A 25,068-nucleotide genomic window follows, 5' to 3' on the forward strand; every position below is an offset into this window, starting at 1 on the left:
CAGGTAGCGCACCATGGGGGAGTCGACCATCACCACCTATACCAACGGCTCCCGGGCGGTCATCACCAATCCCAGCCTGGCCAGCCGGCTGGTGGCGATAGAAAACGAAATCAACGGCCTGTTCGAGCGCGTGCCCTTTGGCAGCCATTCGCTGGACGCCAACGGCACCTACAAGTCCATCAATGCGCTGGAATTGGCCTGGCTCGGCTATACGCGCGATGAGGTGATTGGCAAGAAGAAGCTGGTCGACTTCCTGACCCCGACCAGCCAGGATAAATTCCGTGCCTATTTTGCGCACCCGCATCTACGTTCCACAGTGGCAGAGCTCGAGCTGGAGCTGGTGCGCCGCGACGGCATCAGCATGCCGATATCCCTCAGCGTCAGCGACCACCTGGACGACGCACACCAGTTGCTGAACCGCCGGGCGGTGATTTTTGATCTGACCGAAAGCCGCGCCGCCAAGGCCAAGCAAAGGGTGTCGGCGGTGGCCTTCGAGTCGCTGTCCGGCATGTTCATCACCGACCGCAACCAGGTGATCCTGCAGGTCAACGGCGCCTTCACCGAGCTGACCGGCTATACCGCACAAGAGGCCGAAGGACAGACGCCGCGGCTGCTGAGCTCGGGCCGGCACAACAAGGCCTTCTACCAGGCGATGTGGGCCGCGCTAAAGGAAAAGGGCTGCTGGCACGGCGAGATATGGAACCGGCGCAAGGACGGCAGCCTCTTCGTCGAATGGCTGAGCTTGTCCACCGTCCTGGACGTGGCGGGCGAAGTCACCCACTACGTGGCCAGCTTCATCGACATCACGGCCCGCAAGAGCGCGCAAGACCAGATAGCCCACATGGCTTACCACGACGCGCTGACCCAGCTGCCGAACCGCCGCCTGCTGCAGGACCGGCTGAACCAGGCACTGGCCGCGGCCCGGCGCAGCGGCTTGTATGGCGCACTGCTGTTCATCGACCTGGACAATTTCAAGAAGATCAACGACAGCGCGGGCCACGAGGCCGGCGACCTGGTGCTGGTCGAAGCGGCCAACCGCCTGCGCCGCACCGTGCGCGAAGGAGATAGCGTGGCCCGGCTGGGTGGCGACGAATTTGCCATCCTGCTGGAAGACCTGGACACTGACCGGCTGGAATCCGCCGCCAAGGCCCAGCAGCTGGGCGAAAAGATCATCGAGGTACTGGCCCAACCCTATGTGTTCGGCCGGCACAAGTTCCATTGCTCGGCCAGCATCGGCATCGACCTGTATGCGCATACCGAAAGCGGCCCCGACCTGCTGCAGCATGCCGACCTCGCCATGTACCAATCAAAGCGGGCCGGCCGCAATACCCTGCGCTTCTTCGACCAGGCGATGCAGACCGCGCTGAACTCGCATGTCGCCCTGGAAAACGAGCTGCGGCTGGCCCTGGAAGAGCGGCATCTGCAGCTGTACTTTCAGCCGCAAAGGGACCGCAAAGGCAAAACCGTAGGTGCCGAGGCCTTGCTGCGCTGGCCCCATGGGGAGCGGGGCTTTGTTGCGCCAGCGGAGTTCATCACCCTGGCTGAAGAAACCGGGCTGATCCTGCCCATAGGCCAGTGGGTACTGGAAGCCGCCTGCGCCCAGCTCAAGGAATGGGAAGACAAGCCGCAGACCCAGCAGCTGCGGCTGGCCATCAACGTCAGCGCGCGCCAGTTTCGCCAGGCCGAATTTGTGTCCCAGGTGCGGCAGGCCATGGAACACCATGCGGTCAACCCGACCCTGCTCAAACTAGAGGTGACCGAGAGCGTGCTGCTGGACGTGAGCGACACGGTACGCAAGATGGAGGCCTTGCGCGCGCTGGGCGTCCAGCTGTCGCTGGACGACTTCGGCACCGGCTATTCCTCGCTGTCGATACTGACCCAGCTACCTATCACCCAATTGAAGATCGACCAGTCGTTTGTGCGCAACATCGGCGTCAAGCCCAGCGATGCCAGCATTATCCAGACCATCATCTCCATGGCCCAGATCCTGGAGATGGAGGTGATTGCCGAAGGGGTGGAAACCGAGGCACAAAGCGCCTTCCTGGAGCAACAGGGCTGCCAGCTGTTCCAGGGCGTGCTTTTTGGCCCGGCGGTGCCTATCGAGGTGTTTGAGGCGCAACTGGCTTAGGCTAGAAGTCGCATGCCAGACTGGCGCCGCGGTGCTAGACTGATTTGGCTCTGGCGAGGCAGCCGGCTGCCATGGCGTCCCGCGCGACAAGCGCATCCAAACAGGAGACCCACATGATGGACACCCGCCGTAACTTCTCAAAGTCGCTTTTCGTGGCCAGCGCCCTGGCCCTGGGCCTCGCCGGTTGTGGCGCCATGAAGCCGTCCAACACCGTGCGCCTGAGCGCCCAGCTGGCCGGCGCCAACGAGGTGCCTGCGGTCGCATCGCCGGGTACCGGCACCGCCGAAGCCTGGCTCAACAAAGACACCAACCTGTTGACCTGGAAGGTCAGCTTCTCGGGTCTGACTGGCCCGGCCACGGCCGCCCACTTCCACGGCCCGGCCGTCGCCGGCTCGAACGCCGGCGTGGTCGTACCGTTCACCGGCACCACCAGCCCGCTGGAAGGCCAGGCCACGCTGACACCCGCCCAGGCCGCCGACCTGCTGGCCGGCAAGTGGTACGCCAATGTGCACACTGCCGCCAACAAGGGCGGCGAGATCCGCGGCCAGATGCTGCCGTCCGCAGGTGGCGCCTCTCGCTACTGAATGAATAGCTGCCAGCGCAGTATCTACCTGCGCTAGCAAGCCATTACATCTGTTTTCAGACAGCGCAGGGGAAAAGGCGAACAATCACGCCCCGCCAGGCCCACCTGGGCTGCGGCCAGCACCGGAGAACGCCATGGACCCTGCCCCCAAGAATCCGGCCGAGATGTACGAGCAGTACTTCGTGCCCGCCATGTTCCACCCCTGGGCGCAGATCCTGCTGCGCCATGCCGCGCCGCAAGCGGGAGAGCGCTTGCTGGATATCGCCTGCGGCACCGGCATCGTGGCCCGCGAGGCCGCGCCCCGGGTCGGGCCGCAGGGCCAGGTGGTGGCGCTGGACATGACCCCCGCCATGCTGGCCGTGGCCCGCGCGCTGCCAGCGCCTGCCGGGGCGGTAATTGACTGGCAGGAAGGCAATGCCCTGGCCCTGCCCTTCGCGGATGGCGCGTTCGAGCGGGTGCTGTGCCAGCACGGGCTGCAGTTCTTCCCCGACCGCGCGGCCGCCCTGCGCGAAATGCGGCGCGTGCTGGCACCCGGTGGCCGGGCCGTGCTGATGGTCTTGCAGCCGCTGGCGCTGCACCCGGTATTTGAAGCGCTGATGCAGTCCGTGGCGCGCCAGCTGGCCCTGCCGGTGGCGGCGGTGGCCACCCCGTTCGTCCTGGGCGACTCAGAAGCGCTGCAGGCCTTGTGCCGGTCTGCCGGATTCACTGCGGTGCAGACCGTGGCCGAAACCGCCAACATGCGCTTCCCCGACCCGGGCCGCTTCGTGCCGCTGGCCGTTACCAGCTCGGCCGCGGCCATACCGGCGTTTGCGCAGCTTGCCGCGCCCGAACGGGCTGCGCTGGTGGAGGCGGTGCGCGCCGATGTGACACCCGTGCTGCGGGCCTATAGCGATGCGGAGGCTGTCAGCTTCCCCATGTTTGCGCACGTAGTGGTTGCCGGCCATTAGCTAGCAAATCGATAGCTGTTTGCGCAGGATTTATATGCGCCAGCGGCTCTTTTTCCGTAAATTTTCGCAATTCCAGAAGCCGTAGCCGGCGGTCCCCTAAGCCAGCCGCTCCAGGCGAAAAGCTCCCACCATCCCGGCCAGACCCAGGGCCTGCTCTTTCAGCGAATCGGCGGCCGCCGCGCTCTGCTCCACCAGGGCGGCGTTCTGCTGGGTCATGTGGTCCAGCGCGGTGACCGAGGCGTTGACCTCGGCGATGCCGGTCGACTGCTCGGCGGCCGCAGCGGTGATCTCGCCAATGATGTCGGACACCCGCTGCACCGATGTGACGATCTCGCCCATGGTGCGGCCGGCGTCGCCCACCAGTCGGCTGCCCGAGCCCACGCGCTCCACCGAGGCGCCGATCAGGCTCTTGATCTCCTTGGCGGCCTGGGCCGAGCGCTGGGCCAGGTTACGCACCTCGGAGGCCACCACCGCGAAACCCCGGCCCTGTTCGCCGGCGCGGGCCGCTTCGACCGCCGCGTTCAGCGCCAGGATATTCGTCTGGAACGCGATGCCGTCGATCACGCCGATGATGTCGGCGATCTTCTTGGATGCGCTGTGGATGTCTTCCATGGTGGCCACCACTTCCGACACCACCACGCCACCGCGCGCGGCCACCGCAGCCGCCGAAGACGCAAGCTGGTTGGCGCGCTGGGCCGAATCGGCCGAGTTGCGGACGGTCGCGGTCAGCTGCTCCAGCGAGGCCGCAGCCTGCTGCAGATTGCTGGCCGTGGTCTCGGTGCGCTGGCTCAGGTCGAAGTTACCGGTGGCGATCTCGGTGCTGGCGGTGGAGATGCTGTCGGTCGACAAACGGATGCCGCCGACCAGGCTGCGCAGCGACACCACCATTCCCTCCAGGCTGTGCAGCAGGCTGCCGGCAGGTGCCTGCGCCAGCGCGCCGGACAAGTCACCCAGGGCCACGCGTTCCATCGCGCGCTGGGCCTGCACCGGGTCGCCGCCCAGCTGGGCCATCACCGTGCGATTCACGCGCCAGGCCACCGCGCCGACCACCAGCACCACCAGGCCGCCGAGCAGCAGGGTCAGCACGATCTTCTGGCGCACCACGGCTTGCAGGTCGTCCATGTACAGGCCCGAGCCGATCATCCAACCCCAGGGCTGCAGCTGCATCACGTACTGCAGCTTGGGCACCGGCACCGTGCCGCCGGGGCGCGGGAAGTTGGTGTCGACAAAAGCCCGGCCGTTCGGCGCGGCGCGGGCGGCGTTGATCATGTTGACCACAATCATCTCGCCATTGCCGTCCTTCACGTTTTCAGACCGCTGCTTGCCCGCCCACTCGGGCTTGAAGGGGTGCATCACGTTGATGCCTTCCATGGCCCAGATGTAGAAGTATTCGCGCTTGCCGTCGTCACCGCCAAAGCGCGCCTCGCGGATCGCGGCGATGGCGGCGGCCTGCGCCTGCTGCTGGGTCATGCTGCCGGCGGCCTGCTTGGCCGCGTAGCCAGCGGCTACCTGGTAGACCGACTCGACCGAGGCCTGCAGCAGCTCGCGGCGGCTGGTGGCCGCGTCGCTGCCAGCCGCAAACGCCTGGGCCAGGGTCAGCGCCACCAGGCCGGCAATGGCGGTGATGGCCAGCGCGGCAATGCGCTGGCGGAACGTGAGTTGCAAGGCCATGGCCAACTTTCTGGAACAGGTGGTGGGAAGTTTGCGCGGAGCCGGATCAGGCCTGGCCGAAGCCACCGCCGCCCGGCGTGTGGATCTCGAACACATCGCCCGGTGCCATCTCGGCCTGGCCGATGTGGCCGAGTTCTTCCACCCGGCCGTCGGCGCGCACCACACGGTTCAGCCCCACCTGGCCGGGCTGGCCACCGGCCATGCCGAAGGCGCCGTGGACCCGGCCATTGCTCAGGATGCTGGCCGTCATGGGTTCCAGGAACTGCACCCGGCGCACACCGCCGTTGCCACCCTTCCAGCGGCCGGCGCCGCCCGAGCCCGGCTGGATCTCGAAGCTATTGAGCCGCACCGGGAAGCGGAACTCGAACACCTCGGGATCGGTCAGGCGCGAATTGGTCATGTGCGTCTGGACCACGCTGGTGCCGTCGAAGCCCTCGCCCGCGCCGCTGCCGCCGCTGATGGTTTCGTAGTACTGGTGCTGCGCATTGCCGAAGGTGAAGTTGTTCATGGTGCACTGCCCGCCGGCCAGCACGCCCAGCGCGCCGAACAGCGCATTGGTGATGCAGGTCGAGGTTTCCACATTGCCCGCCACCACGGAGGCCGGCGGGTTCGGGTTCAACATCGAGCCGGGCGGGATGATGACGTTCAGCGGCTTCAGGCAGCCGGCGTTAAGCGGGATGTCGTCGTCCACCAGGGTGCGGAACACATACAGCACGGCCGCCATGCAGACCGCGGTGGGTGCGTTGAAGTTGTTGGTCTGCTGCGGGCTGGTGCCGGTGAAATCCACCTCCGCGCTGCGGTTAGCGGCATCGACGCGGATCGCCACCTGGATCTGCGCGCCGTTGTCCAGCGGCAGGGTGAACTGGCCGTCTTTCAGGCGCGAGATCACGCGGCGCACGGATTCTTCGGCGTTGTCCTGCACATGGCGCATATAGGCTTGCACCACCGGCAGGCTGTACTGTTCGACCATGCGGCGCAGCTCTTGCACGCCCTTCTCGTTGGCGGCGATCTGGGCGCGCATATCGGCCAGGTTCTGCGCCGGATTGCGGCTGGGGAATTCGCCGCTTTGCAGCAGCGCCACCATCTCGGCCTCGCGCAGCACGCCGCCGTCGACCAGCTTGAAATTGTTGATCTGCACGCCCTCTTCCTCGATGCGGGTGGAGAACGGTGGCATCGATCCTGGCGTGGTGCCACCGATGTCGGCATGGTGGCCGCGGCTGCCCACGTAGAAGGCCACCTTGCCGTCCAGGTAGACCGGGGTGATCACCGTCACGTCGGGCAGATGGGTGCCGCCGTGGTAGGGGTCGTTCAGCGCGTACACATCGCCGCGCTGCATGCTGCCGGCGTTCTCGCGCATCACGGTCTTGATGCTTTCGCCCATTGACCCTAAGTGCACCGGCATGTGCGGCGCGTTGGCGATCAGGTTGCCATCGGCATCGAACAGCGCGCAGCTGAAGTCGAGCCGCTCCTTGATGTTGACCGAGTAAGCGGTGTTCTGCAGCTGCAGGCCCATCTGCTCGGCGATGTTCATGAACAGGTTGTTGAACACCTCCAGCAGCACCGGGTCCACCGTGGTGCCCGCTGCGAATTTAATAGCACGCTGCGCAGTCCGCTCCAGCGTCAAGTGGTCAAACACCGTCACAGTGGCGGTCCAGCCGGGCTCGACCACGGTGGTGGCGTTCTTCTCGGCGATGATGGCCGGGCCGGGGATCTGGTCGCCGGGCCGCAGGTCTTCGCGCACCACCAGCAGTGCGTCGTGCCACTGGCCGCCCGAATACATGCGCACCGTCTCGCGGCTGGGCACCGGGCGCGGGTCGTACACCGTGTGGCGCGGCTCGGCGGGTGCATCGCCGGCCACCACGGATTCCACCGACACGGCTTCCACCACCAGCGATTTGCCCTGCATCAGGAAGGCGAAGCGCTGGCGGTAGGCTTCTTCAAACCAGGCCTGGATCTGCGCCACCGTGCCAAAGGCCACCACCAAGGCGGTGTCGCTGCCGTCGTAGCGCACATGCACGCGGCGCTGGGTGCGGATGGCGCCGGCGCTGACCTGCTGGCGCTGCAGCTCGGCCTCGGCGGTGCCGGACAGCACTTCGAGCCGGGCGGTGATGCTGAGCAGGTTCGACTCGTCCAGCGCCAGCTCCACCGCCTGTTCGCGGATCACGTTCTGGTCGGCCAGGCCCATGCCGTAGGCGCTGAGCACGCCGGCCAGGGGGTGCACAAACACCTTGGTCATGCCCAGCGCATCGGCCACCAAACACGCATGCTGGCCGCCGGCGCCACCAAAGCACTGCAGGGTGTAGCGCGTGACGTCGTAGCCGCGCGCCACCGAGATCTTCTTGATGGCATTGGCCATCTGCTGCACCGCGATGTCGATGAAGCCCTCGGCCACTTCCTCCGACTGGCGGCCGGTCTGGTCGGCCAGCACGGCGAACTGGGCTTGCACGGCCTCCAGGCTCAGCGCCTCGTTGGCGTTGGGGCCAAACACCTTGGGGAAGTAGCGCGGCTGCACCTTGCCCAGCATCACATTCGCATCGGTCACCGCCAGCGTGCCGCCGCGCCGGTAGCTGGCCGGGCCGGGATTGGCGCCGGCGCTCTGAGGGCCGACGCGGAAGCGCTCGCCGTCGAACTTCAGCAGCGAACCCCCGCCGGCCGCCACGGTGTGGATGCTCATCATCGGCGCGCGCATGCGGACGCCGGCCACCTGGGTTTCGAACTCGCGCTCGAAGGCGCCGGCGTAGTGGCTGACATCGGTGCTGGTGCCGCCCATGTCGAAGCCGATCACCTTCTCGTGCCCGGCAATCGCCGCGGTGCGCGCCATGCCGACGATGCCGCCGGCCGGACCGCTGAGGATCGCGTCCTTGCCCTGAAACACATTCGCATCCGTCAGCCCACCGGAGGACTGCATGAAGAACAGCTTGACGCCCGGCATCTCATGCGCCACCTGCTCGACATAGCGGCGCAAGATGGGCGACAGATAGGCGTCGACCACGGTGGTGTCGCCACGGCTGACGAACTTCATCATCGGGCTGGTTTCATGCGAGGTGCTGATCTGGGTAAAGCCGATCTCGGCCGCGATGTGCTTGGCCGCCTGCTCGTGCAGGGTGAAGCGGTAGCCGTGCATGAATACGATCGAAACACTGCGCAGCCCTTTTGCGTATTGCGCCAGCAGCTCCTTTTTCAATAGCAGCTCATCCAGCGCCTCGACCAGCTCGCCCTGTGCGCCAACGCGCTCATGGGCTTCAATCACCGCGCTGTACAGCAGCTCGGGTAGCACGATGTTGCGGTCGAACAGGCGCGGCCGGTTCTGGTAGGCGATGCGCAGCGCGTCGCGGAAGCCGCGGGTGGTGACCAGCAGCGTCGGCTCGCCGCGGCGCTCCAGCAGCGCATTGGTGGCCACGGTGGTGCCCATCTTCACGCACTCGACCAGCTCCGGCGTCACCGGCTCGCCGGGCTGCAGGCCCAGCAGATGGCGGATGCCGGCCACGGCTGCGTCCTTGTACTGCTCGGGGTTTTCGCTGAGCAGCTTGTGGGTGGTCAGCGAGCCGTCGGGGCGCTTGGCCACGATGTCGGTGAACGTGCCGCCACGGTCGATCCAGAATTGCCAGCGGTCGCCACCTGGTTTGGAGATGTTGTCTTGCATGATTTTTAAAGGTTGAAAGTTGAACGTGATGGATGGGCTAAACGGCTTCTCGGCCAAGGTATGCAAGAACGGGGCTTACACAAGCCGGCGCGTCCTGCATGGCAACCTGGAGGCTGCACCATGGATAGGCGAGACCGGACACCCAGTGCATGACAGCACCGAGTTCCTGTGCCGGCAATGACTGCATGGCCTCGATGGTGATCAGCAGGCGGTCCGCCAGCTGCGACGCTGGGGCAAAGTGCCAGTCGTAGCGGCCACAACCCACGCGCACGGCGCGGCTGTCTTTCTCTGTCATGGCGACCAGCCAATCGCAGCGGAAGGTGTCGGTCGGCCGCTGCGGCGGCGGCGCCAGGCATACGGTGTAGACGTTCTCATAGGTCTGCGCGAAGCGCCGCACCAGGACTTCGGCAATCGCCTCACGCCCCGCCGAAACGGGCGGAAACGCAATGTTCCCGGTACGGACGTCCATGGTCAGCGTCGCATCTTCGGTGAATGCCTGTGCCAGCAGGTGCGGGTGGTTGCCATCCTTGGCACGCAGATAGGCCGCAATGGCGTCAGCAGGTGTTGTCATAAGCATGGCTCAGTTGAAGTAATACGGGACGAAGATGGAGCTGGCCTCGTGGCCCATGCTGCGCACCCATTCCCGGGAGAATCGTTCGCCCATGCGCCGCAAGTCGCGTTCCATATCGGCGGGCAGGCGGTCGAGCTTGATGCCATGGGCTTGCAGGGTCTGCACGGCTGTGCGGGCCTCGGCCTCGCTGCTGGCCCAGCCCCGGCGCTCGGCCAGCGCAGCGGCTTTGAGCAGCTGGGCGCGGACCTCGGCGGGCAAGGCGTCCAGGCTCTTGGTGCTGGCAAACACCAGGTTCTTGGGGAACCAGGCATTGATGTCGTAGTAGTAATGGATAGCGCCCCAGACCTTGTTCTCCACGCCTGTGACGGCCGAGGTGATCATGCTGTCGACCCGGCCGTCCTGCAGCGCCTGGCCCACATCGGCCATGGCCACGTCGACCGGCTTGGCGCCCAGCATCTCGGCAATGCGCAGCGTAGTCTGGTTGTAGCTGCGCATGCGGGCGCCGCGCAGGTCGGCCAGCGAGCGGATCGGCTTGGTGGAATACAGGCCCTGCGGCGGCCAGGGCACGGCGTACAGCACGCTCAGGCCGCGCTCGGCCAGCTTGGCAGCCAGCACCGGGCGCTGCAGCTGCCACAGCCGCTGCGCGTCCTGGTAGGAGCCCACCACGAAGGGTACGGAGTCGGCGCCCGCCAAGGGGATGTCCTGCACCATGCCGCTCATGATGGTTTCGCCGGCCTGCAGGCGGCCGTCTTCCACCGCCTGGCGGATCTCACCGAGCTTGAAGGCCTGGCCGTTCGGCAGCAGCTCTATCTTCAGCTGCTGCTGGGTGGCCGCTGCCACATCCTTGGCGAACTGGGCCAGGTTTTCCACCTGGAAGGATTCCGCGCGGTAGCCCGAGGCCAGCTTCCAGCTGGTCTGCGCGCCAGCCAGGGCCGCATGGCCAAGGGCTGCCGCACACAGTGCGGCTTTCCAGACTTGCTTCATAGGGGCCTCGCGGAACATGGTTGGGGGCGGCGGTGGGCTGCTGGGCTCTCAGCCCAGGATGTCAGTCACGAACATCTTGCCCGGCGCGTGGGTGATGCACAGCGACAGGCGGCTGGCCTGGGCCACGGCCTGGGGTGTGACGCCGCACGCCCAGAACACCGGGGTCTCGTCGGGCAGTATGTCGACCGCGTCGCCGTAGTCGGGCCGGGCCAGATCCTGGATGCCGATGGCCTGCGGATTGCCGATGTGCAGCGGCGCGCCATGGGCCAGCGGAAAGCGGCCCGACACCTCGACCACCTTGGCCACATCACGGCTCTTGATGGGGCGCATGCTGACCACGGTCGGGCCCTGGAAAATGCCGGCCGGCGCGCAGGCCAGGTTCGTGCGGTACATGGCCACGTTGCGGCCCTGGTCTACATGGCGCAGCGGTATGCCGGCCTGCATCACGGCCGACTCGAACGAGAAGCTGCAGCCGATCAGAAAGGTCACGAAGTCGTCTTGCCAGAGCGCCGAGATGTCGCTCCTCTCTTCGACAAGTTCGCCGTCGCGGTACACGCGGTAGCCGGGCAAGTCGGTGGCGATGCTGGCGCCGGGCGCGCAGGCGGGTTCGACCTGCCCTGGGCCTAGCACTTCCACCAGCGGGCAGGCCTTGGGGTTGCGCTGGCAGAACAGCAGAAAGTCGAAGGCCTGGGCCTGCGGCACGATCATCATATTGGCCTGGATGTAGCCAGGCGCGCAGCCGGCGGTGGGTTCGGCAAACTGGCCGCTACGGGAGGCCAGCCGTAGGCCGGCGGGGGTATTCAATGGGGGGGTCATGGCAACAGTACTTTGTATCAATGTAAGGGTCACAAGCTAAGGGTTACAGGCCCAGGTAGGCCTTCTTGACCCGCTCGTCGTTCAGCAGCTCCTGGCCCGTGCCCTGCATCACAATGCGGCCGGTCTGGATCACGTAGCCGTAGTGGGCAATACCCAGGGCTTTCTGCAAGTTTTGCTCCACCAGCAGGATGGACACGCCCGTCGCGTTGACCTGCTGGATCACGTCCAGCACCTTGGTCACGAACTTGGGCGCAATGCCCCAGGAGGGCTCGTCCAGCATCAGCAGCTTGGGGCGGGCCATCAGGCCGCGGGCAATGGCCAGCATCTGCTGTTCGCCACCGCTCATGGTGCCGGCCAGCTGCGTGGCACGCTCCTTGAGGATGGGGAACAGGTCCAGCATTTCGGCAATACCGCTCTTTACCTCGTGCTTGTCCAGCCGGGTAAACGCGCCCAGCTCCAGATTGCGCAGCACCGTCAGGCCCGGGAACAAGCGTCGGCCTTCGGGCACCAGCGACAAGCCCAGGGGCACGCGCTTGTGCGCCGGCATGCGGTGGATGGGCTGGCCGTTGAAAGTAATGCTGCCCGCGGCCGCGGCGTTCAGCCCCGCCACGGCGCGCAAGGTGGTGGACTTGCCGTTGCCGTTGCCGCCGACCATGGCGACGATCTTGCCGGGCTCGACTTTCAAACTGACATCGGAGATGGCCAGCACATCGTCGTAACAGACCTTCAGATTGGTGATTTCTAGCATCTCAGTCTCCCAGGTAGGCGGTCAGCACCGCAGGGTCGTTCGACACCTGCTGCGGCGTGCCTTCGGCGATCTTCACGCCCCGGTCCAGCACCACGATCTTGTCGGCAATCGGCATGATGCCTTCCAGCACATGTTCGACGATCAGGCAGGCGATTCCGCGGTCACGGATCTTCAGCACCACGTCGACGGCCTCGCGCACTTCGGACGGGTTCAAGCCTGCCATCACCTCGTCCATCAGCAGGATCTTCGGCTCGATAGCCAGCGCCCGGGCCACGGCCAGGCGGCGTTGCTCGCTGATAGTCATGCTGGCGGCCGGCTTGTCGGCAAAGCGCTGCAGGTTGGCAAACGCCAGCCAGCCCATGGCCGCTGTGCGCGCCTTGGCCACGTTGTGCTGCAGCAGCATGGCGGCAGCCATCACGTTCTCGCAGGCTGTCATGCTGGTGAAGGTGCGCGCCACCTGGAAGGTGCGCGCCACGCCGGCACGGGCACAGGCCTCGGGGGGCAAACCACCGATGTTTCGGCCGTCCAGCTGGATGCTGCCCGCGCTGGGCACGTAGTAGCCGGCCACGCAGTTGAACATGGTGGTCTTGCCTGCGCCGTTGGGGCCGATCAGGCCGACCACGGTGCCCGCATCCACGCTGAACGACACGTCCTGGTTGGCGGTGAGCCCGCCGAAGCGCTTGCTCACCTGTTTGACTTCCAGCAAGCTCATACGGCCTCCTTGCCGGTGGGTTGTGCCGTGGCCGCATGGGCGGCGATCTGGCGGGATGCATCGGCCCGTGCGGCGCGGCGCTCTTTGAAGCTGCTCCACCAGCCAAGCACTCCCGTGGGGTAGAACACCGCCACAAAGACGATCAGGCTGGCGTAGATGATCACGTCGGTACCGCGGCCGCTGCCGCCGAACAGGATGCGCGAGAACTCTTCGATGCTGGTCAGGATCACCGCGCCCACCACCGGCCCGAACAAGGTGCCGACACCGCCCAGGATAGACACCAGGGCCATCTTGATCGACAGCGCCGTGCTCAGCACTGAGCCGGGGTCGATATACAGCTCCTTCTGGGCGTACAGGCTACCGCCCAGCGCGGTAAAGAAGGCGCTGACCGTCAAGGCCACCTGCTTGTAGCGGGCGATGTTGATGCCGATGCTGCGCGCCGCATCCGGCTCGTCCTTGATGGCGCGGAAGTAGTAGCCCAGGTAGCTGCGCTCTATCCACCAGTTGGCGGCCAGGGTCAGCAGCAGCAGGCCGAGCGCCAGCCAGTAGTAGGGCAGCTTGGTGGCAAAGTTCATCCACAGCCAGCCATGCTTGTCCATGGGCACATACAAGCCCACGGCAGCTCCGCCATATTCCCATTCGGTGAAGAAAATCTGCACCAACTCGGCCACGGCGATGGTGGCCATCGCAAAGTAGTGGCCCTTGAGCCGGAAGCACGACCAGCCAAAGGCCAGGCTCAACAGCGCAGCCACCAGCCCACCGGCCAGCACGCCGAGCCAGGGATTCACCCCAAAGTTGATCAGCAGCACGGTCGAGGTGTAAGCCCCCAGCCCGTAGAAGGCCGCGTGCCCCAGCGACACCTGGCCGGCATAGCCGCCCACCATGTTCCAGGCCACGCCCAGCTGCGCAGCCATCAGCACCAGGATCACCGTGTTCAGATGCGAGGCATCGACCAGACTCGGCAAGGCCACTGCGCACAGCAGCGCAACCCCGATCATCAAATAGCTTTTCATCATGTTTGCTCCATCGGCATAAACAGCCCGGGCGTTTGTTTCTCAAGAACACCGCGGAACTGGCTTTGCCAGGCCGCTGGTGTTGCCCCCTGCAAGGGGGTGGGAGTAGCGACACGCAGTGCGCGAAGCCTGGGGGTGTGCAACAAGTTCATGCCTTCTTGCCCATCAGGCCTTGGGGGCGGAACATCAGCACCGCCAGGAACAGCACCAGCACGATGGCGGTCTTGTACTGCGGGCCGAGCAGCAGCCCACCCATGACCTCGATCACGCCGACCAGAATGCCGGCCCAGAAGGCGCCCGACACGCTGCCGAAGCCGCCCAGGTTCACCACCACGAAGGCCAACAGAATGAAGCTGGCGCCTACGTCAGGAAAGATCGGGAAGAAGGTCGCCAGCAGGCCACCCGCAGCCCCCGCACAAGCGGCGCCTATGCCCCAGGCCAGCGCGAACATCTTGTGTGAATCAATGCCCATCAAACGGGCGGCTTCCTTGTCGGAGGCCGTGGCCTCCAGCGCCGCGCCCAGCCGGGTGCGGTTCAGAAAGAAGTAGACCAGGCTGGTCACCACAATCGCGCCCAGGCCGGCCACCAGCTGTGGCGTGCCCAGCTGTATGCCCAGCAGCTTGACCGAGCCGCTGACGGACGATTTCTCGATGGAGCGAAAGTCTGGCTTCCAGAGAAACTGGGCCACGCCCCGCAGCAGAATCATGATGCCGAAAGTGGTGAATATTTGCGACAGCATGGGCGCATTGATGATGCGCACGATCACCAGTTTGTATAGCAGCACGCCGAACGCAAACAACATGATCACCGTCAGGGGTAGCGTGATCATCGGGTCCAGCGCATACAGCGAGAACAGCCAGAAGGTCGAGTACATGCCGAGCATGAGGAACTCGCCGTGCGCAAAATTCACGATGTCCATGACGCCGAAAATCATCGTCAGGCCAATCGCCACCAGCGCGTAAATCAGTCCGATCAGCACACCCGAGGCGAGCGTCTGCAGCAGAATTTCCGTGGTCATAGTTTTCTTTCAGAACGGGGCGGTCAACGCAGGTTTATTTGCGCTGGTCCCACTTGGGCATGGGCCAGACCACGTCACGGGTCGCCAAGCTGAACGGCCAGACGGTGTTGTACTTGCCGTCGACGATCTGGGTCAGGATGCCCTGGCCCAGGACGTTCTGGCCGGTGGCGTCGAACTTCACACCCTTCCAGGGCATGATCAGCTTGCTGCCCGGGATGTCGGTAGCCACCAGCGCCTTGCGGATGGCCTCCGGCTCGGTCGAACCCGCACGGTTGATCGCATCGGCCATCACCATCAGCCCGGTGAAGGTGCGCGAGGAATTGCCGGTGAAGTTGATCTTGTAGCGGCTGTTGAACAAGTCGTTCACCTGCTTGATCAGCGGGTTGCGCGATGCCAGGTCCAACGCCCAGACCTCACGGGTGATCACGTACTCGGCATCCTTACCCAAGGTCTTGACGAAGTCGGTGTCGGTGAAGCCGGCGTTGTTGGCCAGGATCATGTCCGGCAGGAAGCCCAGTTCCTTGTAGGTCTTCATCGACAGAATCGCATCGGCCGTGTACGAGGACTGCAGCACCAGGTTCGGGTTCGCAGCCTTCAGGGTTTGCACCTCGGAGGTCAGCTGCGTGGTCTTGGCCGGGTACATCACCTGCTTGGCCAGGTTCAGCTTGTACTCGGGCGCCAGCTTGGTCTGCAGCTTGGTGGTTTCGGTGCCCCACAAGCCGTTTTCGTTCAGCGACACCACCACGCCGGGCTTGATGCCCTTCTTGGCTTCCAGCTCCTTCAAAAACTCAAAGGCGTTGTGCACGAACAGGTCGTCGTGCGGCGTGATGCGGAAGAACCATTTGAAGTTGCGCTGTGTCAGCGATGCCGACGACGACTCGGGGTTCAAGAACGGCACGCCCGCACGCTCGGCTACCTGGCTGGCGGTGGCAGTGACGGCGCTGTTGTAGGCGCCGACGATGGCCACCACCTTTTCTTGGGTGATCAGGCGCTCGGCTTCGGACGCGCCGGTTTGCGGATTTGCCTGGTGGTCGGCAAATACCAGCTTGATCTTGGCCCCCTTCAGGTTCGACAAGCCTTTGCCAGCGGCGAACGGCAAATCGGCAATGCCGGGCGAGCCGTTGTTGATGATGTCGGCCGCCAGCTCCAGCGCGCTGCGCAGCTCGGCACCGACGGCAGCACCTGGGCCGGTCAGTGGGTAGATCACCCCGATCTTGACCTCTTGCTGGGCTTGCGCGCTGGCGGTAATACCGGCACCTACCAACACTGCAGCCAGCCGAAATTTGAACGAACTTTTCATAACAAAACTCCTCGTGAGACATGACGTTTAGATGACATGCCGCGGAGTGTGCGTCGCCGAAAAGAACAGATCAAACAAGAAATTTTTCGCTTACATCATCGATTTTTTCGATATTAGGCGTTTACCCTGATGCACCATTTTTGCCAATTTTCAGGGCTTTGCCGTGCCCCTTTTGGTGCCCCGCTGCGCACCCATGGTTCCACCCGCAAACTCCACGGCCGACTTCACCAGGGTCTCCACCGTGGTCGCCGTGGGGTCGGTGCGGTAGCTGACGTAGATCGGCAGGTTCTTCAAAGGCGTGTCGCTGGAGAGCAGCTTCAGCTTGGCCGATGCAGTCAGTCGCTGGGCCGCAGTGCGCGGCAGCAAGGCCACGCCGAAGCCGCCCTGCACCAGCTGCACCATCGCCGAAATCGAGGAAATGGCGTGCACCTTTTTGGGCTCCAGACTGTGCTGGCGGAACAGATCCAGCAGGGTCACATGCGGTTGCGAACCCTTCTGGAAGGTCATCAACTCCATATCCGCCAGCTCGCCGAGGCGGTAATTTCTTTTTTTATGCAGTGCCGGATTGCCCACAAACACCATTTCCATGGCCGGCAGCGCATGGTTGCGCACGCCATCGCCCGATGCCGGCATGGCAGCAAACACCAGATCCAGCGTGCCGCGCTGCACCTGGTCGGTCAGGATGGGCGTGGTTTCCACCGCCAGCTCCAGCTCCAGGCCCGGGTAGTCGATGCGCAGCTTCTCCAGCCAGGGAACCAGCCAGGAATGCAGCACCGACTCGATGGCGCCGATGCGCATCGCCACTGCCATGGTGGTGGCCGCACCCATCTCGGATTTGGCTTCGCGCTGCAAGGCCAACAGCTTTTCGGCAAACACCAGAAAGCGTGCGCCCGCAGCGGTCAGGCGAAACTGCTTCTCGCTGCGGTCGAGCAGCAGCACGCCCAGTTCTTCCTCCAGCGTGGAGATCCGGCTGGACATGGCGGACTGGGTGAGAAACAGCTTTTCGGCCGCCCGCGTGACGCTCTTCAGCGACGCCACCCAGTAGAAGGCTTCGACAAAACGCAGGTTCATGGCGTGGCCTCCACGGTCTGGCGTATCAGGGTTAACAGTGACGCGGTGGGGTCCGCTGGCCCAAGAATTGCACTTATGCTTTCTGATTCATTCATCGGCATATTGTCTTGGAGAGAGCATGGAACACAAATTCAGCCTGGCGACCGGCGCCCTGGTCATCTTGTCGGGCCTGAGCGCCCCCCTCGCCGCGCAGACCAAATGGGACCTGCCCTCCGGCTACCCGGCCAGCAATTTCCACACCGAAAACCTGGTGCAGTTCTCCAACGACGTGGACAAAGCCAGCGGCGGCAAGCTGAAGATCACCGTGCATGCCAACGGCTCGCTGTTCAAGGCCAACGAGATCAAGCGCGCAGTGCAAGGCGGCCAGGCCCAGGCCGGTGAAATCATCCTGGCCAACTTCGAAAACGAGAGCCCAATCTACGGCCTGGACGGCGTGCCGTTTCTGGCCAGCTCGTACGCCGAATCCAAACGCCTGTACGACGCCCAAAAGCCGGTGCTCGACGCCGTACTGGGCAAGCAAGGCATGAAGCTGCTGTACTCGGTGCCATGGCCGCCGCAGGGCATCTTCACCAAGAAAGAAATCAACTCTGTGGCCGATCTGCGCGGCATCAAATGGCGCGCCTACAGCCCGGCCACCGCCAAAATCGCTGAACTGGTGGGCGCGGTGCCGGTCACCATCCAGGCGGCCGAGCTGTCGCAAGCCCTGGCCACCGGCGTGGTCGAGAGCTACATCAGCTCGGTCTCCACCGGCTACGACAGCAAGACCTACGAGAGCACCAAGTACTTCTACGACACCCAGGCCTGGCTGCCGAAGAACGCGGTGTTCGCCAACAAAAAGGCCTTTGACGCGCTCGACCCCGCCACCCAGGCCAATGTGATGAAGGCCGCGGCCGACGCCGAAGAGCGCGGCTGGAAGACCAGCCAGGAAAAGACCGAGTGGTACAAAAAAGCCTTGACCGACAAAGGCATGAAGATCGTGCCGCCCAGCCCCAAGCTGATGGCCGACATGCGCCAGCTCGGCGGCATCATGCTGGCCGACTGGCAGAAGAAGGCCGGCGCCGACGGCGAAGCCATCCTGGCCGGCTACGCCAAGAGCAAGAAGTAAACGATGCGCCGCTTTCTGGACCGGCTGTACGACGCGTCGGGCGCGCTCGGCGCCATCTTTGTGGCGCTGATCTGCGTGCTGATGCTGGGCCAGAGCATATTGCGCACCATGGGCATACGCACCGGTGCGGTGAACGATGTGGTGTCGTGGTTCTGCGCGGCGGCGGCGTTCTTTGCCATGGCCCATGCGTTCAAACACGGCGACTTTGTGCGCGTCACGCTGCTGCTCGAAAAGGTCAACGCCAAAACCCGCCGCGTGCTGGAGATCACCTCGCTACTGATCGGCACCGTGTCCACCGCCTTCCTGGCCTGGTCGGCCGTCAAGTTCACCTACGAGAGCTGGGAGTTCAACGACCTGGCCCAGGGCCTGCTGCCCATGCCGATGTGGATTCCGCAACTGAGCTTTGCCTTCGGTTCCATCCTGCTGCTGGTGGCGGTGGTGGACGAACTCATCATCGTGCTGCGTGGCGGCGTGCCCACCTTTGTGCGGGTGGTGGAAGAGCGCCATGCGCGCGGCGATTTCTCCTCCGACGTCTAGCCAGGGCTGTATTCAATGGAAATCTTGTTCATCGGCGGGCTGCTGCTCGTCATCATGATGCTGCTGCTGTCGGGCGGCGTCTGGATCGCCATGACCCTGGCCATCTGCGGCTGGGTCGGCCAGGCCTTTTTTACCAATACCGAGCCGGGTAAAAACTTGTTCTCGGCCTTCTGGGAGAGCAACGCCAGCTGGGAGCTGGCCGCGCTGCCGCTGTTCATCTGGATGGGCGAAATCCTGTTCCGCACCAAGCTCAGCGAAGAAATGTTCGAAGGCCTGCGCCCCTGGCTGAACCGCATTCCCGGCCGCCTGGCGCACACCACCATCCTGGGCTGCGGCATCTTTGGCTCGGTCAGCGGCTCGTCGGCCGCCACCTGCGCCACCATCGCCAAGGTCGCCCTGCCCGAGCTGAAGAAGCGCGGCTACAACGAAGACCTGGTACTAGGCGCGCTGGCCACCGGCGGCACGCTGGGCATCTTGATACCGCCGTCCATCACCATGGTGGTGTACGCGGTAGCGGCCGATGCATCCATCATCCGCATCTTTTTGGCCGGCTTCATTCCGTCGGCGGTGCTGATGGCCTTGTTCATGGGCTATATCGCCTGGTGGTCGATCCGTAACCCCGACAAAGTGCCCGCCGCCGACCCGCCCAGCAGCTGGGCCGAGAAGTTCCGCAAAAGCGGCAACCTGATCCCCTGCACGGTGCTGATCATCTTTATCGTCTGGGTGCTGGTGGCCGGCTATGCCACGGCCACCGAATGCGCGGCCTACGGCGTGGCCGGCTCGCTGGCGATTGCCGCCTGGGGCCGGGCGCTGACCTGGAGCAACTTCTGGGAAGGCCTGATGGGCGCCACCCGCACCAGCTGCATGATCATGTTCATCCTGGCCGGCGCCGCCTTTTTGACCAAGACCATGGCCTTCACCGGCGTACCCCGCGCGCTGGCCGAATGGGTGATGGCCATGCATTTGTCGCCCTATGCGCTGATCGCCGCGCTGGTGGGCATCTACCTGGTGCTGGGCACCGCGCTCGATGGCATCAGCATGATCGTGCTGACCAGCGCCGTGGTGCTGCCCATGATCCAGGCGGCCGGCTTCGACCTGATCTGGTTCGGCATCTTCATCATCCTGCTGGTCGAGATCGCCGAGGTCACGCCGCCGGTAGGCTTCAACCTGTTTGTGCTGCAGAACATGACCGGCAAGGACAGCAACACCGTGGCCCGCGCGGCCCTGCCGTTCTTTGGCTGCCTGGTGCTGTGCATCGTCATCATCACCGTCTTCCCGCAAGTCGTCACAATACTGCCCGACTTGGTAATGGGAACCGATAAATGATGGCTGTGTTTGCGATATGTGTGGGCGCCTGCTTTGGTGCGCTGGCCCGCTGGGGCCTGGGCCTGTGGCTGAACCCGGGCACCAGCATTCCCATGGGCACGCTGGCCGCCAACCTGATCGGCGGCTACCTGGTGGGCGTGTGCGTGGGGGTGTTCCAAAGCCTGCCGCAGCTCGACCCGGTGTGGCGGCTGCTGCTGGTCACCGGCTTTCTGGGCGCGCTGACCACCTTCTCCAGCTTCTCGGCCGAGGTGGTGGGCATGCTGATGCAGCAACGCTACACCTTGGCGCTCGGCACCGCCGCCATCCACCTGCTGGGTTCGCTGCTGCTGACGGTTGCCGGCATCAAGACTGCTCTTTATTTCATAGCGCCTGGCGCTTGATCTACCTACGCCAGAGGCCGATTTATCCTAAAAAATCGGCATAGACAACCAACGCCAGCAACGCAAAAGGCCCTTTCGGGCCTTTTTGCTACTTATTCAATAGCTGCCAGCGCAGGTTCTATCTGCGTCAGCGGCCATTTTTATTTAAATATTAACGATCCCAGCGGCGACCATCGCCGCGGCCATCGTTATCCCAGCCGCGGTGGTGGCCGTGGCCATGGCGCCAGCCGGGGTACACCACTTGCGGCTGTACGTAGACCGGTGGGCGTTGGTACACCACGGGCTGCGGCTGGTAATACACCGGCGCGGGCCGCACGTAGACGGGCCGTGGCTGCTCGTAGTACACCGGACGGGGCTGTTGGTAGTACACAGGCTGTGGCTGGTAGTACACCGGTGCGGGCTGCACATAAACCGGCTGCGGATTGGCCGCAATGACCTGTACGCCGGGAATGCCCACTCCGATAGACCACGACACATCGCTACGCGCCTGGGCCACGCTAGCGGCGCCCAGAGCGGCAACCGCCAAAACACCCACAAAAACCGAACGGTGGAACTTCATACAGATCTCCTTGTTGCAATTCCAGAAGCGCATTGCTTCCTACTACTGACAACGCGATAGACAGCATCTGGTGGACAAAGGTGCCCATAGAAGAGTTGCCAAACGTAACAGTACGGCCCGCACCCCTAAAATCAGAGCATGAGCGCACTCCCCCCCTCCAAAGCCCCCGCCGCAGCCCCTGGCGAAGCCACCAAGCCCAGCAACTTCCTGCGGCAGATCATCGAAGCCGATCTGGCCAACGGCACCTACACCGCCCGCCAATGGGCCGGCAGCCCCGGCGACGCCGCCCACCACGCGGCCGGCCAGCCCGACCCGGCCAAGATCCGCACCCGCTTCCCGCCCGAACCCAATGGCTACCTGCACATCGGCCACGCCAAAAGCATCTGCCTGAACTTCGGCCTGGCACGCGACTACGGCGGCGTCTGCCATCTGCGCTTTGACGACACCAACCCCGAAAAAGAAGACACCGAGTACGTCAACGCCATCATCGACACCGTCAAATGGCTGGGCTACGACTGGAACGGCGCCCCAGACGCCGCGCCCTACCAGGCCAGCGACTACTTCGATTTCATGTACCGCGCCGCCGAATACCTGGTCACCGCCGGCCACGCCTATGTGGACGAGCAAACCGTAGAGCAAATGCGCATCAACCGCGGCGACTTCGGCAAACCCGGTGTGGACAGCCCATTCCGCAGCCGCACCACGGCCGAAAACCTGGCCATCTTCCGCGAAATGCGCGACGGCCAGCACGAGGACGGATCGATGGTGCTGCGCGCCAAGATCGACATGGCCAGCCCCAACATCAATATGCGCGACCCGGCCATCTACCGCATCCGCCGCGCCACCCACCACCACACCGGCGACAAATGGTGCATCTACCCGATGTACACCTTTGCCCACCCCATCGAAGACGCGCTGGAGCAAATCACCCACAGCATCTGCACGCTGGAATTTGAAGACCAGCGCCCGTTCTACGACTGGCTGCTGGCCCGCCTGTGCGAAGGCGGCCTGCTGGCCAGCCCGCCCCCGCGCCAGTACGAATTTGCGCGCCTGAACCTCACCTACGTGGTCACCAGCAAACGCAAGCTGGCCCAGCTGGTGTACGACCACAAGGTCAGCGGCTGGGACGACCCCCGCATGCCCACCATCGTCGGCCTGCGCCGCCGCGGCTACACCCCCGAGGCGCTGAACCTGTTTGCCGAACGCATAGGCGTGACCAAGAGCGACAGCTGGATCGACTACAGCACCCTGGAAGGCTGCCTGCGCGAAACCCTAGACCACAGCGCCCCCCGCACCATGGCCGTGCTCGACCCCGTCAAGTTGGTGCTGACTAACTGGGACGCCGTGATGGGCGCTGGCAAGCTAGACGCCTGCAGCGCCCCCGTGCACCCGCACCTGCCGGAGCTGGGTAAGCGCCAGTTCAACATCGGCAAAGAGGTCTGGATCGAACGCGGCGACTATGAAGAAACCCCGCCCAAGGGCTTCTTCCGCCTGTTCCCTGGCAACAAGGTGCGTCTCAAATACGGCCACGTCATCAGCTGCACCGGCGCCGTGAAAGACGCCAGCGGCCGTGTCACCGAAGTGCACGCTGAACTGATCCCCGACACCAAGAGCGGCACCCCCGGCGCCGACGCGGTCAAGGTCAAGGGCGTGATCACCTGGGTCGCCGTAGCCGACGGCCTGCCCGCCGAAGTCCGCATGTACGACCGCCTGTTCAGCGACGCCCAGCCCGACGCCGGCGGCAAGGACTTCATCGAAAGCCTGAACCCAAACAGCCTGAAAGTCGTGCACGCCATCGTCGAGCCGTCATTGGCCGCGGCCAAGGCGGACGACAAGTTCCAGTTTGAGCGGCATGGCTACTTTGTGGCGGATCGGGTGGACCACGTGCAAGGCACGAAGTTGGTGTTTAACTTGGCTGTGGGGTTGAAGGATTCTTGGGGGAAGTAACGAGGGCACTCCATCGTGTACTAATCGTGCCAATTAGGCTCCTGGAACATTTGCAGAAGCAATAGCCACACTGAACTAGCCCTAATGGCTATTTGGTTTTTCCCTGCGACGTCTTCTTTACTGCAACAACTTTTTAGTTGTTGCAGGTTTTTTTGTCACCAACTTCTTTTTGGCGGGCGTCTTCAGTACTACAGCCTTTTTAGCTGGAGCCTTCTTGGCAGGAGTAAGCAACTCCTTTTTTTCCACAACTACCTCACTGATTTTCGCCCGTCTTCTGATGACAGAAGTTTTTACTTTTTCTGTAAAAGCAGATGTGCGAGGTTCAGTTCTAGTTTTACCTCGCATTAATGCAACGATAAGCTTTGTTGGCTCCTCTAAAGCTCTCAGAACTGAGGCCTCATCCTTCAATAAACTGTGCAATAGATTCTCTGCATGCTTAACTATTGAGCGCGAACCCAAATCTCCCGGCGCATCTCTTTCATAAAAAATTCTAAAGGCGTAAATGAGTTGATATCTTGCAGGTCGAATTGTTGATGAAATTCGGCCATTGCGCATGAAATACTCGATCCAGTAGTTAAGCAAAGCTGCAACATAGTACGGTTCGTACTTGTGAGATGCGGCAAAGATTGATGAGCCCAAGTCTTTCAAGATCGAGCTGAAATCCCGTGCTGTCTTGTGAGGTTCGTTGCGGTACATAGCAGCAACCGCCTTCACCAGCCCAAGTGGCGTAACAATTTTGGTCTTATCTACCTGAGCCCCAGAGTATTGTTTTGAGCGCCTCTCATACTTGAGTCCCGGCTCGGTATGTGTAAGGAAGTAAGCTTCCAACCCTTTTTGAAAGTCAGTAACAGCAAGCAGCTGTGGCTGCGTTACAGCCGTTTGATTGTTTGTTGCCTGGATGACGTCACGTATTACCTCATCATCAGATGTCTCTATAACTCGCAGAGGAATCATCACTCCGTGCAAATCTTTTGTTTCCATTCGCGCTAGTACATGGCTCGTCTGGCAACCATTGACAATCTGGTAATCCTCTAATAGCAGTCTTTCGTTAACTTGCCTGATTTTTTTTGCAATGACCGTCACGCCGTTGTTCATCACCGCAAATCGTTGTTTGCGGGCTTTGTCTCTAAGCGTTTCTTGCATGACCGTATTGACTGGATTCAGCCCTTGCCAATCCCGAACGTTGTCATAGAAAGCCGCCTGCAGAACTTCACCTGCTGCACCAACAATTAGCCTCCTAAACTCATCTGCGGGGATTACACCGACAAAAGCATTTTTTACTTTTTCGATATACCCAATTGAAATTTTCTTAGGGAAATTTAGATCAGCTGAAAGTTGATTTGTTAGTTGTTTATATCGTTTTTGCGTTTCGGAGGCGCCAATCAATTTAACAACAACGCTGCCAAAATTCCCAGTTTCATTCAACCTTTTAGTAATCTGCTTTTTCTTCTTGGCGAAATTTAGATCGCTTTCAAGCGGCTCATTTCCTGTCGTCACATAAAACAAGGAAACACTAGGATTTTGATCCCGAAACTCATGCGCATGCTCAAAAACTCGGGTCCAAACCGCATGAAATCGTCGAATTTTTTCATTGTCCGCAGGCGTGCAACCTTCCGTGACAAAGTGCTCTACGAAGTCTCCCAAGCTACCCAATACGCTCACATCAAAGGATGCGGATGTTTTCGCCTGTCCAAATACAAAATGAGCATCAACATATTTGTTTGTTTCGGCAAGCGCATCCACTTCATCAGGGTCGATAACTGGAACACCATTCACAATTGCAGAGACAAAATCCACGTCCGGCTGGGCATCCTCTCCTATTACAAAATCTTCAGGGGACACCGTTCTTTGAGCGATAGGCTCTACTGCTATAAAAGCCGCAAATCGCTCATACGCGTCACTCTGTGACATGACCTCCAATAATGCATTTTGGCTTCGGAAATTCTTGAGTAAGTTCTCAATAATTTTATTCATCGCAGTCATGTCTCCACATAATTCATTGATTTTTC

Annotated in this window: 21 protein-coding genes; 8 read left to right on the forward strand and 13 right to left on the reverse strand. The window is 62.8% G+C overall.

All coding sequences use genetic code 11. From position 1 onward, the window contains the following. The first annotated feature begins 13 nt into the window (after nt 1-13). The 3 genes from BLT66_RS07115 (at nt 14) to BLT66_RS07125 (ending at nt 3,658) form a co-directional block, all read left to right on the forward strand. Nucleotides 14-2,128, forward strand: coding sequence for a sensor domain-containing protein (locus BLT66_RS07115; RefSeq protein ID WP_092756886.1), 2,115 nt, complete (start codon nt 14-16; stop codon nt 2,126-2,128). A 116-nt stretch (nt 2,129-2,244) separates the two neighbouring features. Beyond that, a complete protein-coding gene (locus tag BLT66_RS07120) occupies nt 2,245-2,712 on the forward strand; it encodes a CHRD domain-containing protein (protein WP_092757055.1) in 468 nt (155 codons plus the stop codon). Between the two features lie 133 nt (nt 2,713-2,845). Next, a complete protein-coding gene (locus BLT66_RS07125) occupies nt 2,846-3,658 on the forward strand; it encodes a class I SAM-dependent methyltransferase (protein ID WP_092756887.1) in 813 nt (270 codons plus the stop codon). Nucleotides 3,659-3,754: 96 nt separating this feature from the next. Here BLT66_RS07125 and BLT66_RS07130 read toward each other — a convergent pair whose 3' ends face one another. From BLT66_RS07130 to BLT66_RS07180, 11 genes are all read right to left on the reverse strand, one after another. Beyond that, nucleotides 3,755-5,329, reverse strand: a complete 1,575-nt coding sequence (locus tag BLT66_RS07130) for a methyl-accepting chemotaxis protein (protein ID WP_092756888.1) — start codon at nt 5,327-5,329, stop codon at nt 3,755-3,757. A 46-nt stretch (nt 5,330-5,375) separates the two neighbouring features. Further along, nucleotides 5,376-8,972, reverse strand: coding sequence for a hydantoinase B/oxoprolinase family protein (locus tag BLT66_RS07135; protein ID WP_092756889.1), 3,597 nt, complete (start codon nt 8,970-8,972; stop codon nt 5,376-5,378). 37 nt (nt 8,973-9,009) lie between these two features. Beyond that, nucleotides 9,010-9,543: a nuclear transport factor 2 family protein gene (locus BLT66_RS07140; protein ID WP_092756890.1), complete on the reverse strand. Its 534-nt coding sequence runs from the start codon at nt 9,541-9,543 to the stop codon at nt 9,010-9,012. Nucleotides 9,544-9,552: 9 nt separating this feature from the next. Next, on the reverse strand, nt 9,553-10,527 hold the full coding sequence (locus BLT66_RS07145; protein ID WP_092757056.1) for a TRAP transporter substrate-binding protein: 975 nt from the start codon (nt 10,525-10,527) through the stop codon (nt 9,553-9,555). Between the two features lie 48 nt (nt 10,528-10,575). Continuing rightward, nucleotides 10,576-11,343, reverse strand: a complete 768-nt coding sequence (locus BLT66_RS07150) for a putative hydro-lyase (RefSeq protein WP_092756891.1) — start codon at nt 11,341-11,343, stop codon at nt 10,576-10,578. A gap of 43 nt (nt 11,344-11,386) precedes the next feature. Beyond that, the gene (locus tag BLT66_RS07155; RefSeq protein ID WP_092756892.1) at nt 11,387-12,091 is read right to left on the reverse strand and encodes an ABC transporter ATP-binding protein; all 705 of its coding nucleotides are present in this window, start codon (nt 12,089-12,091) and stop codon (nt 11,387-11,389) included. A 1-nt stretch (nt 12,092) separates the two neighbouring features. Further along, nucleotides 12,093-12,803: an ABC transporter ATP-binding protein gene (locus tag BLT66_RS07160; protein WP_092756893.1), complete on the reverse strand. Its 711-nt coding sequence runs from the start codon at nt 12,801-12,803 to the stop codon at nt 12,093-12,095. After that, entirely contained in the window at nt 12,800-13,819 is a 1,020-nt protein-coding gene (locus tag BLT66_RS07165; protein WP_255406796.1) for a branched-chain amino acid ABC transporter permease, read from the reverse strand. The genes BLT66_RS07160 and BLT66_RS07165 overlap by 4 nt, the downstream gene beginning before the upstream one ends. 145 nt (nt 13,820-13,964) lie before the next feature. Beyond that, nucleotides 13,965-14,834, reverse strand: coding sequence for a branched-chain amino acid ABC transporter permease (locus tag BLT66_RS07170; RefSeq protein ID WP_092756895.1), 870 nt, complete (start codon nt 14,832-14,834; stop codon nt 13,965-13,967). A gap of 34 nt (nt 14,835-14,868) precedes the next feature. Continuing rightward, nucleotides 14,869-16,134, reverse strand: a complete 1,266-nt coding sequence (locus tag BLT66_RS07175) for an ABC transporter substrate-binding protein (protein ID WP_092756896.1) — start codon at nt 16,132-16,134, stop codon at nt 14,869-14,871. Nucleotides 16,135-16,284: 150 nt separating this feature from the next. Continuing rightward, entirely contained in the window at nt 16,285-17,205 is a 921-nt protein-coding gene (locus BLT66_RS07180; protein WP_092756897.1) for a LysR family transcriptional regulator, read from the reverse strand. 118 nt (nt 17,206-17,323) lie between these two features. On the opposite strand from BLT66_RS07180, the gene BLT66_RS07185 reads away from it, so the two are divergent. From BLT66_RS07185 to crcB, 4 genes are read left to right on the forward strand one after another with little or no spacing between them, the layout of a single operon-like run. Next, complete coding sequence (locus BLT66_RS07185) at nt 17,324-18,310, forward strand: TRAP transporter substrate-binding protein (protein WP_092756898.1); 987 nt, start codon at nt 17,324-17,326, stop codon at nt 18,308-18,310. Between the two features lie 3 nt (nt 18,311-18,313). Continuing rightward, on the forward strand, nt 18,314-18,847 hold the full coding sequence (locus BLT66_RS07190; protein ID WP_092756899.1) for a TRAP transporter small permease: 534 nt from the start codon (nt 18,314-18,316) through the stop codon (nt 18,845-18,847). Between the two features lie 15 nt (nt 18,848-18,862). Then, the gene (locus tag BLT66_RS07195) at nt 18,863-20,173 is read left to right on the forward strand and encodes a TRAP transporter large permease (RefSeq protein WP_092756900.1); all 1,311 of its coding nucleotides are present in this window, start codon (nt 18,863-18,865) and stop codon (nt 20,171-20,173) included. Next, the gene (crcB, locus tag BLT66_RS07200) at nt 20,170-20,553 is read left to right on the forward strand and encodes a fluoride efflux transporter CrcB (RefSeq protein WP_092756901.1); all 384 of its coding nucleotides are present in this window, start codon (nt 20,170-20,172) and stop codon (nt 20,551-20,553) included. Before BLT66_RS07195 ends, crcB begins: the two co-directional genes overlap by 4 nt. A gap of 151 nt (nt 20,554-20,704) precedes the next feature. Here crcB and BLT66_RS07205 read toward each other — a convergent pair whose 3' ends face one another. Further along, the gene (locus tag BLT66_RS07205; protein ID WP_092756902.1) at nt 20,705-21,112 is read right to left on the reverse strand and encodes a hypothetical protein; all 408 of its coding nucleotides are present in this window, start codon (nt 21,110-21,112) and stop codon (nt 20,705-20,707) included. Nucleotides 21,113-21,250: 138 nt separating this feature from the next. Between BLT66_RS07205 and BLT66_RS07210 the strand changes: the two genes are divergently transcribed. After that, a complete protein-coding gene (locus BLT66_RS07210; protein WP_092756903.1) occupies nt 21,251-23,059 on the forward strand; it encodes a glutamine--tRNA ligase/YqeY domain fusion protein in 1,809 nt (602 codons plus the stop codon). Between the two features lie 117 nt (nt 23,060-23,176). On the opposite strand, the gene BLT66_RS07215 is transcribed toward BLT66_RS07210, so the two are convergent. After that, complete coding sequence (locus BLT66_RS07215; RefSeq protein WP_176954989.1) at nt 23,177-25,033, reverse strand: AIPR family protein; 1,857 nt, start codon at nt 25,031-25,033, stop codon at nt 23,177-23,179. Nucleotides 25,034-25,068: the final 35 nt, after the last annotated feature.

Origin of the sequence: Rhodoferax sp. OV413 (assembly GCF_900104385.1) — a bacterium.
Lineage (GTDB): Bacteria > Pseudomonadota > Gammaproteobacteria > Burkholderiales > Burkholderiaceae_C > Rhodoferax_B.

Bases quoted from the DNA above. Each gene is read 5' to 3' on its own strand.
- BLT66_RS07115 (WP_092756886.1), top strand. From the start codon at position 14: ATGGGGGAGTCGACCATCACCACCTATACCAACGGCTCCCGGGCGGTC.
- BLT66_RS07120 (WP_092757055.1), top strand. From the start codon at position 2,245: ATGGACACCCGCCGTAACTTCTCAAAGTCGCTTTTCGTGGCCAGCGCC.
- BLT66_RS07125 (WP_092756887.1), top strand. From the start codon at position 2,846: ATGGACCCTGCCCCCAAGAATCCGGCCGAGATGTACGAGCAGTACTTC.
- BLT66_RS07130 (WP_092756888.1), bottom strand. From the start codon at position 5,329: ATGGCCTTGCAACTCACGTTCCGCCAGCGCATTGCCGCGCTGGCCATC.
- BLT66_RS07135 (WP_092756889.1), bottom strand. From the start codon at position 8,972: ATGCAAGACAACATCTCCAAACCAGGTGGCGACCGCTGGCAATTCTGG.
- BLT66_RS07140 (WP_092756890.1), bottom strand. From the start codon at position 9,543: ATGACAACACCTGCTGACGCCATTGCGGCCTATCTGCGTGCCAAGGAT.
- BLT66_RS07145 (WP_092757056.1), bottom strand. From the start codon at position 10,527: ATGAAGCAAGTCTGGAAAGCCGCACTGTGTGCGGCAGCCCTTGGCCAT.
- BLT66_RS07150 (WP_092756891.1), bottom strand. From the start codon at position 11,343: ATGACCCCCCCATTGAATACCCCCGCCGGCCTACGGCTGGCCTCCCGT.
- BLT66_RS07155 (WP_092756892.1), bottom strand. From the start codon at position 12,091: ATGCTAGAAATCACCAATCTGAAGGTCTGTTACGACGATGTGCTGGCC.
- BLT66_RS07160 (WP_092756893.1), bottom strand. From the start codon at position 12,803: ATGAGCTTGCTGGAAGTCAAACAGGTGAGCAAGCGCTTCGGCGGGCTC.
- BLT66_RS07165 (WP_255406796.1), bottom strand. From the start codon at position 13,819: ATGATGAAAAGCTATTTGATGATCGGGGTTGCGCTGCTGTGCGCAGTG.
- BLT66_RS07170 (WP_092756895.1), bottom strand. From the start codon at position 14,834: ATGACCACGGAAATTCTGCTGCAGACGCTCGCCTCGGGTGTGCTGATC.
- BLT66_RS07175 (WP_092756896.1), bottom strand. From the start codon at position 16,134: ATGAAAAGTTCGTTCAAATTTCGGCTGGCTGCAGTGTTGGTAGGTGCC.
- BLT66_RS07180 (WP_092756897.1), bottom strand. From the start codon at position 17,205: ATGAACCTGCGTTTTGTCGAAGCCTTCTACTGGGTGGCGTCGCTGAAG.
- BLT66_RS07185 (WP_092756898.1), top strand. From the start codon at position 17,324: ATGGAACACAAATTCAGCCTGGCGACCGGCGCCCTGGTCATCTTGTCG.
- BLT66_RS07190 (WP_092756899.1), top strand. From the start codon at position 18,314: ATGCGCCGCTTTCTGGACCGGCTGTACGACGCGTCGGGCGCGCTCGGC.
- BLT66_RS07195 (WP_092756900.1), top strand. From the start codon at position 18,863: ATGGAAATCTTGTTCATCGGCGGGCTGCTGCTCGTCATCATGATGCTG.
- crcB (WP_092756901.1), top strand. From the start codon at position 20,170: ATGATGGCTGTGTTTGCGATATGTGTGGGCGCCTGCTTTGGTGCGCTG.
- BLT66_RS07205 (WP_092756902.1), bottom strand. From the start codon at position 21,112: ATGAAGTTCCACCGTTCGGTTTTTGTGGGTGTTTTGGCGGTTGCCGCT.
- BLT66_RS07210 (WP_092756903.1), top strand. From the start codon at position 21,251: ATGAGCGCACTCCCCCCCTCCAAAGCCCCCGCCGCAGCCCCTGGCGAA.
- BLT66_RS07215 (WP_176954989.1), bottom strand. From the start codon at position 25,033: ATGAATAAAATTATTGAGAACTTACTCAAGAATTTCCGAAGCCAAAAT.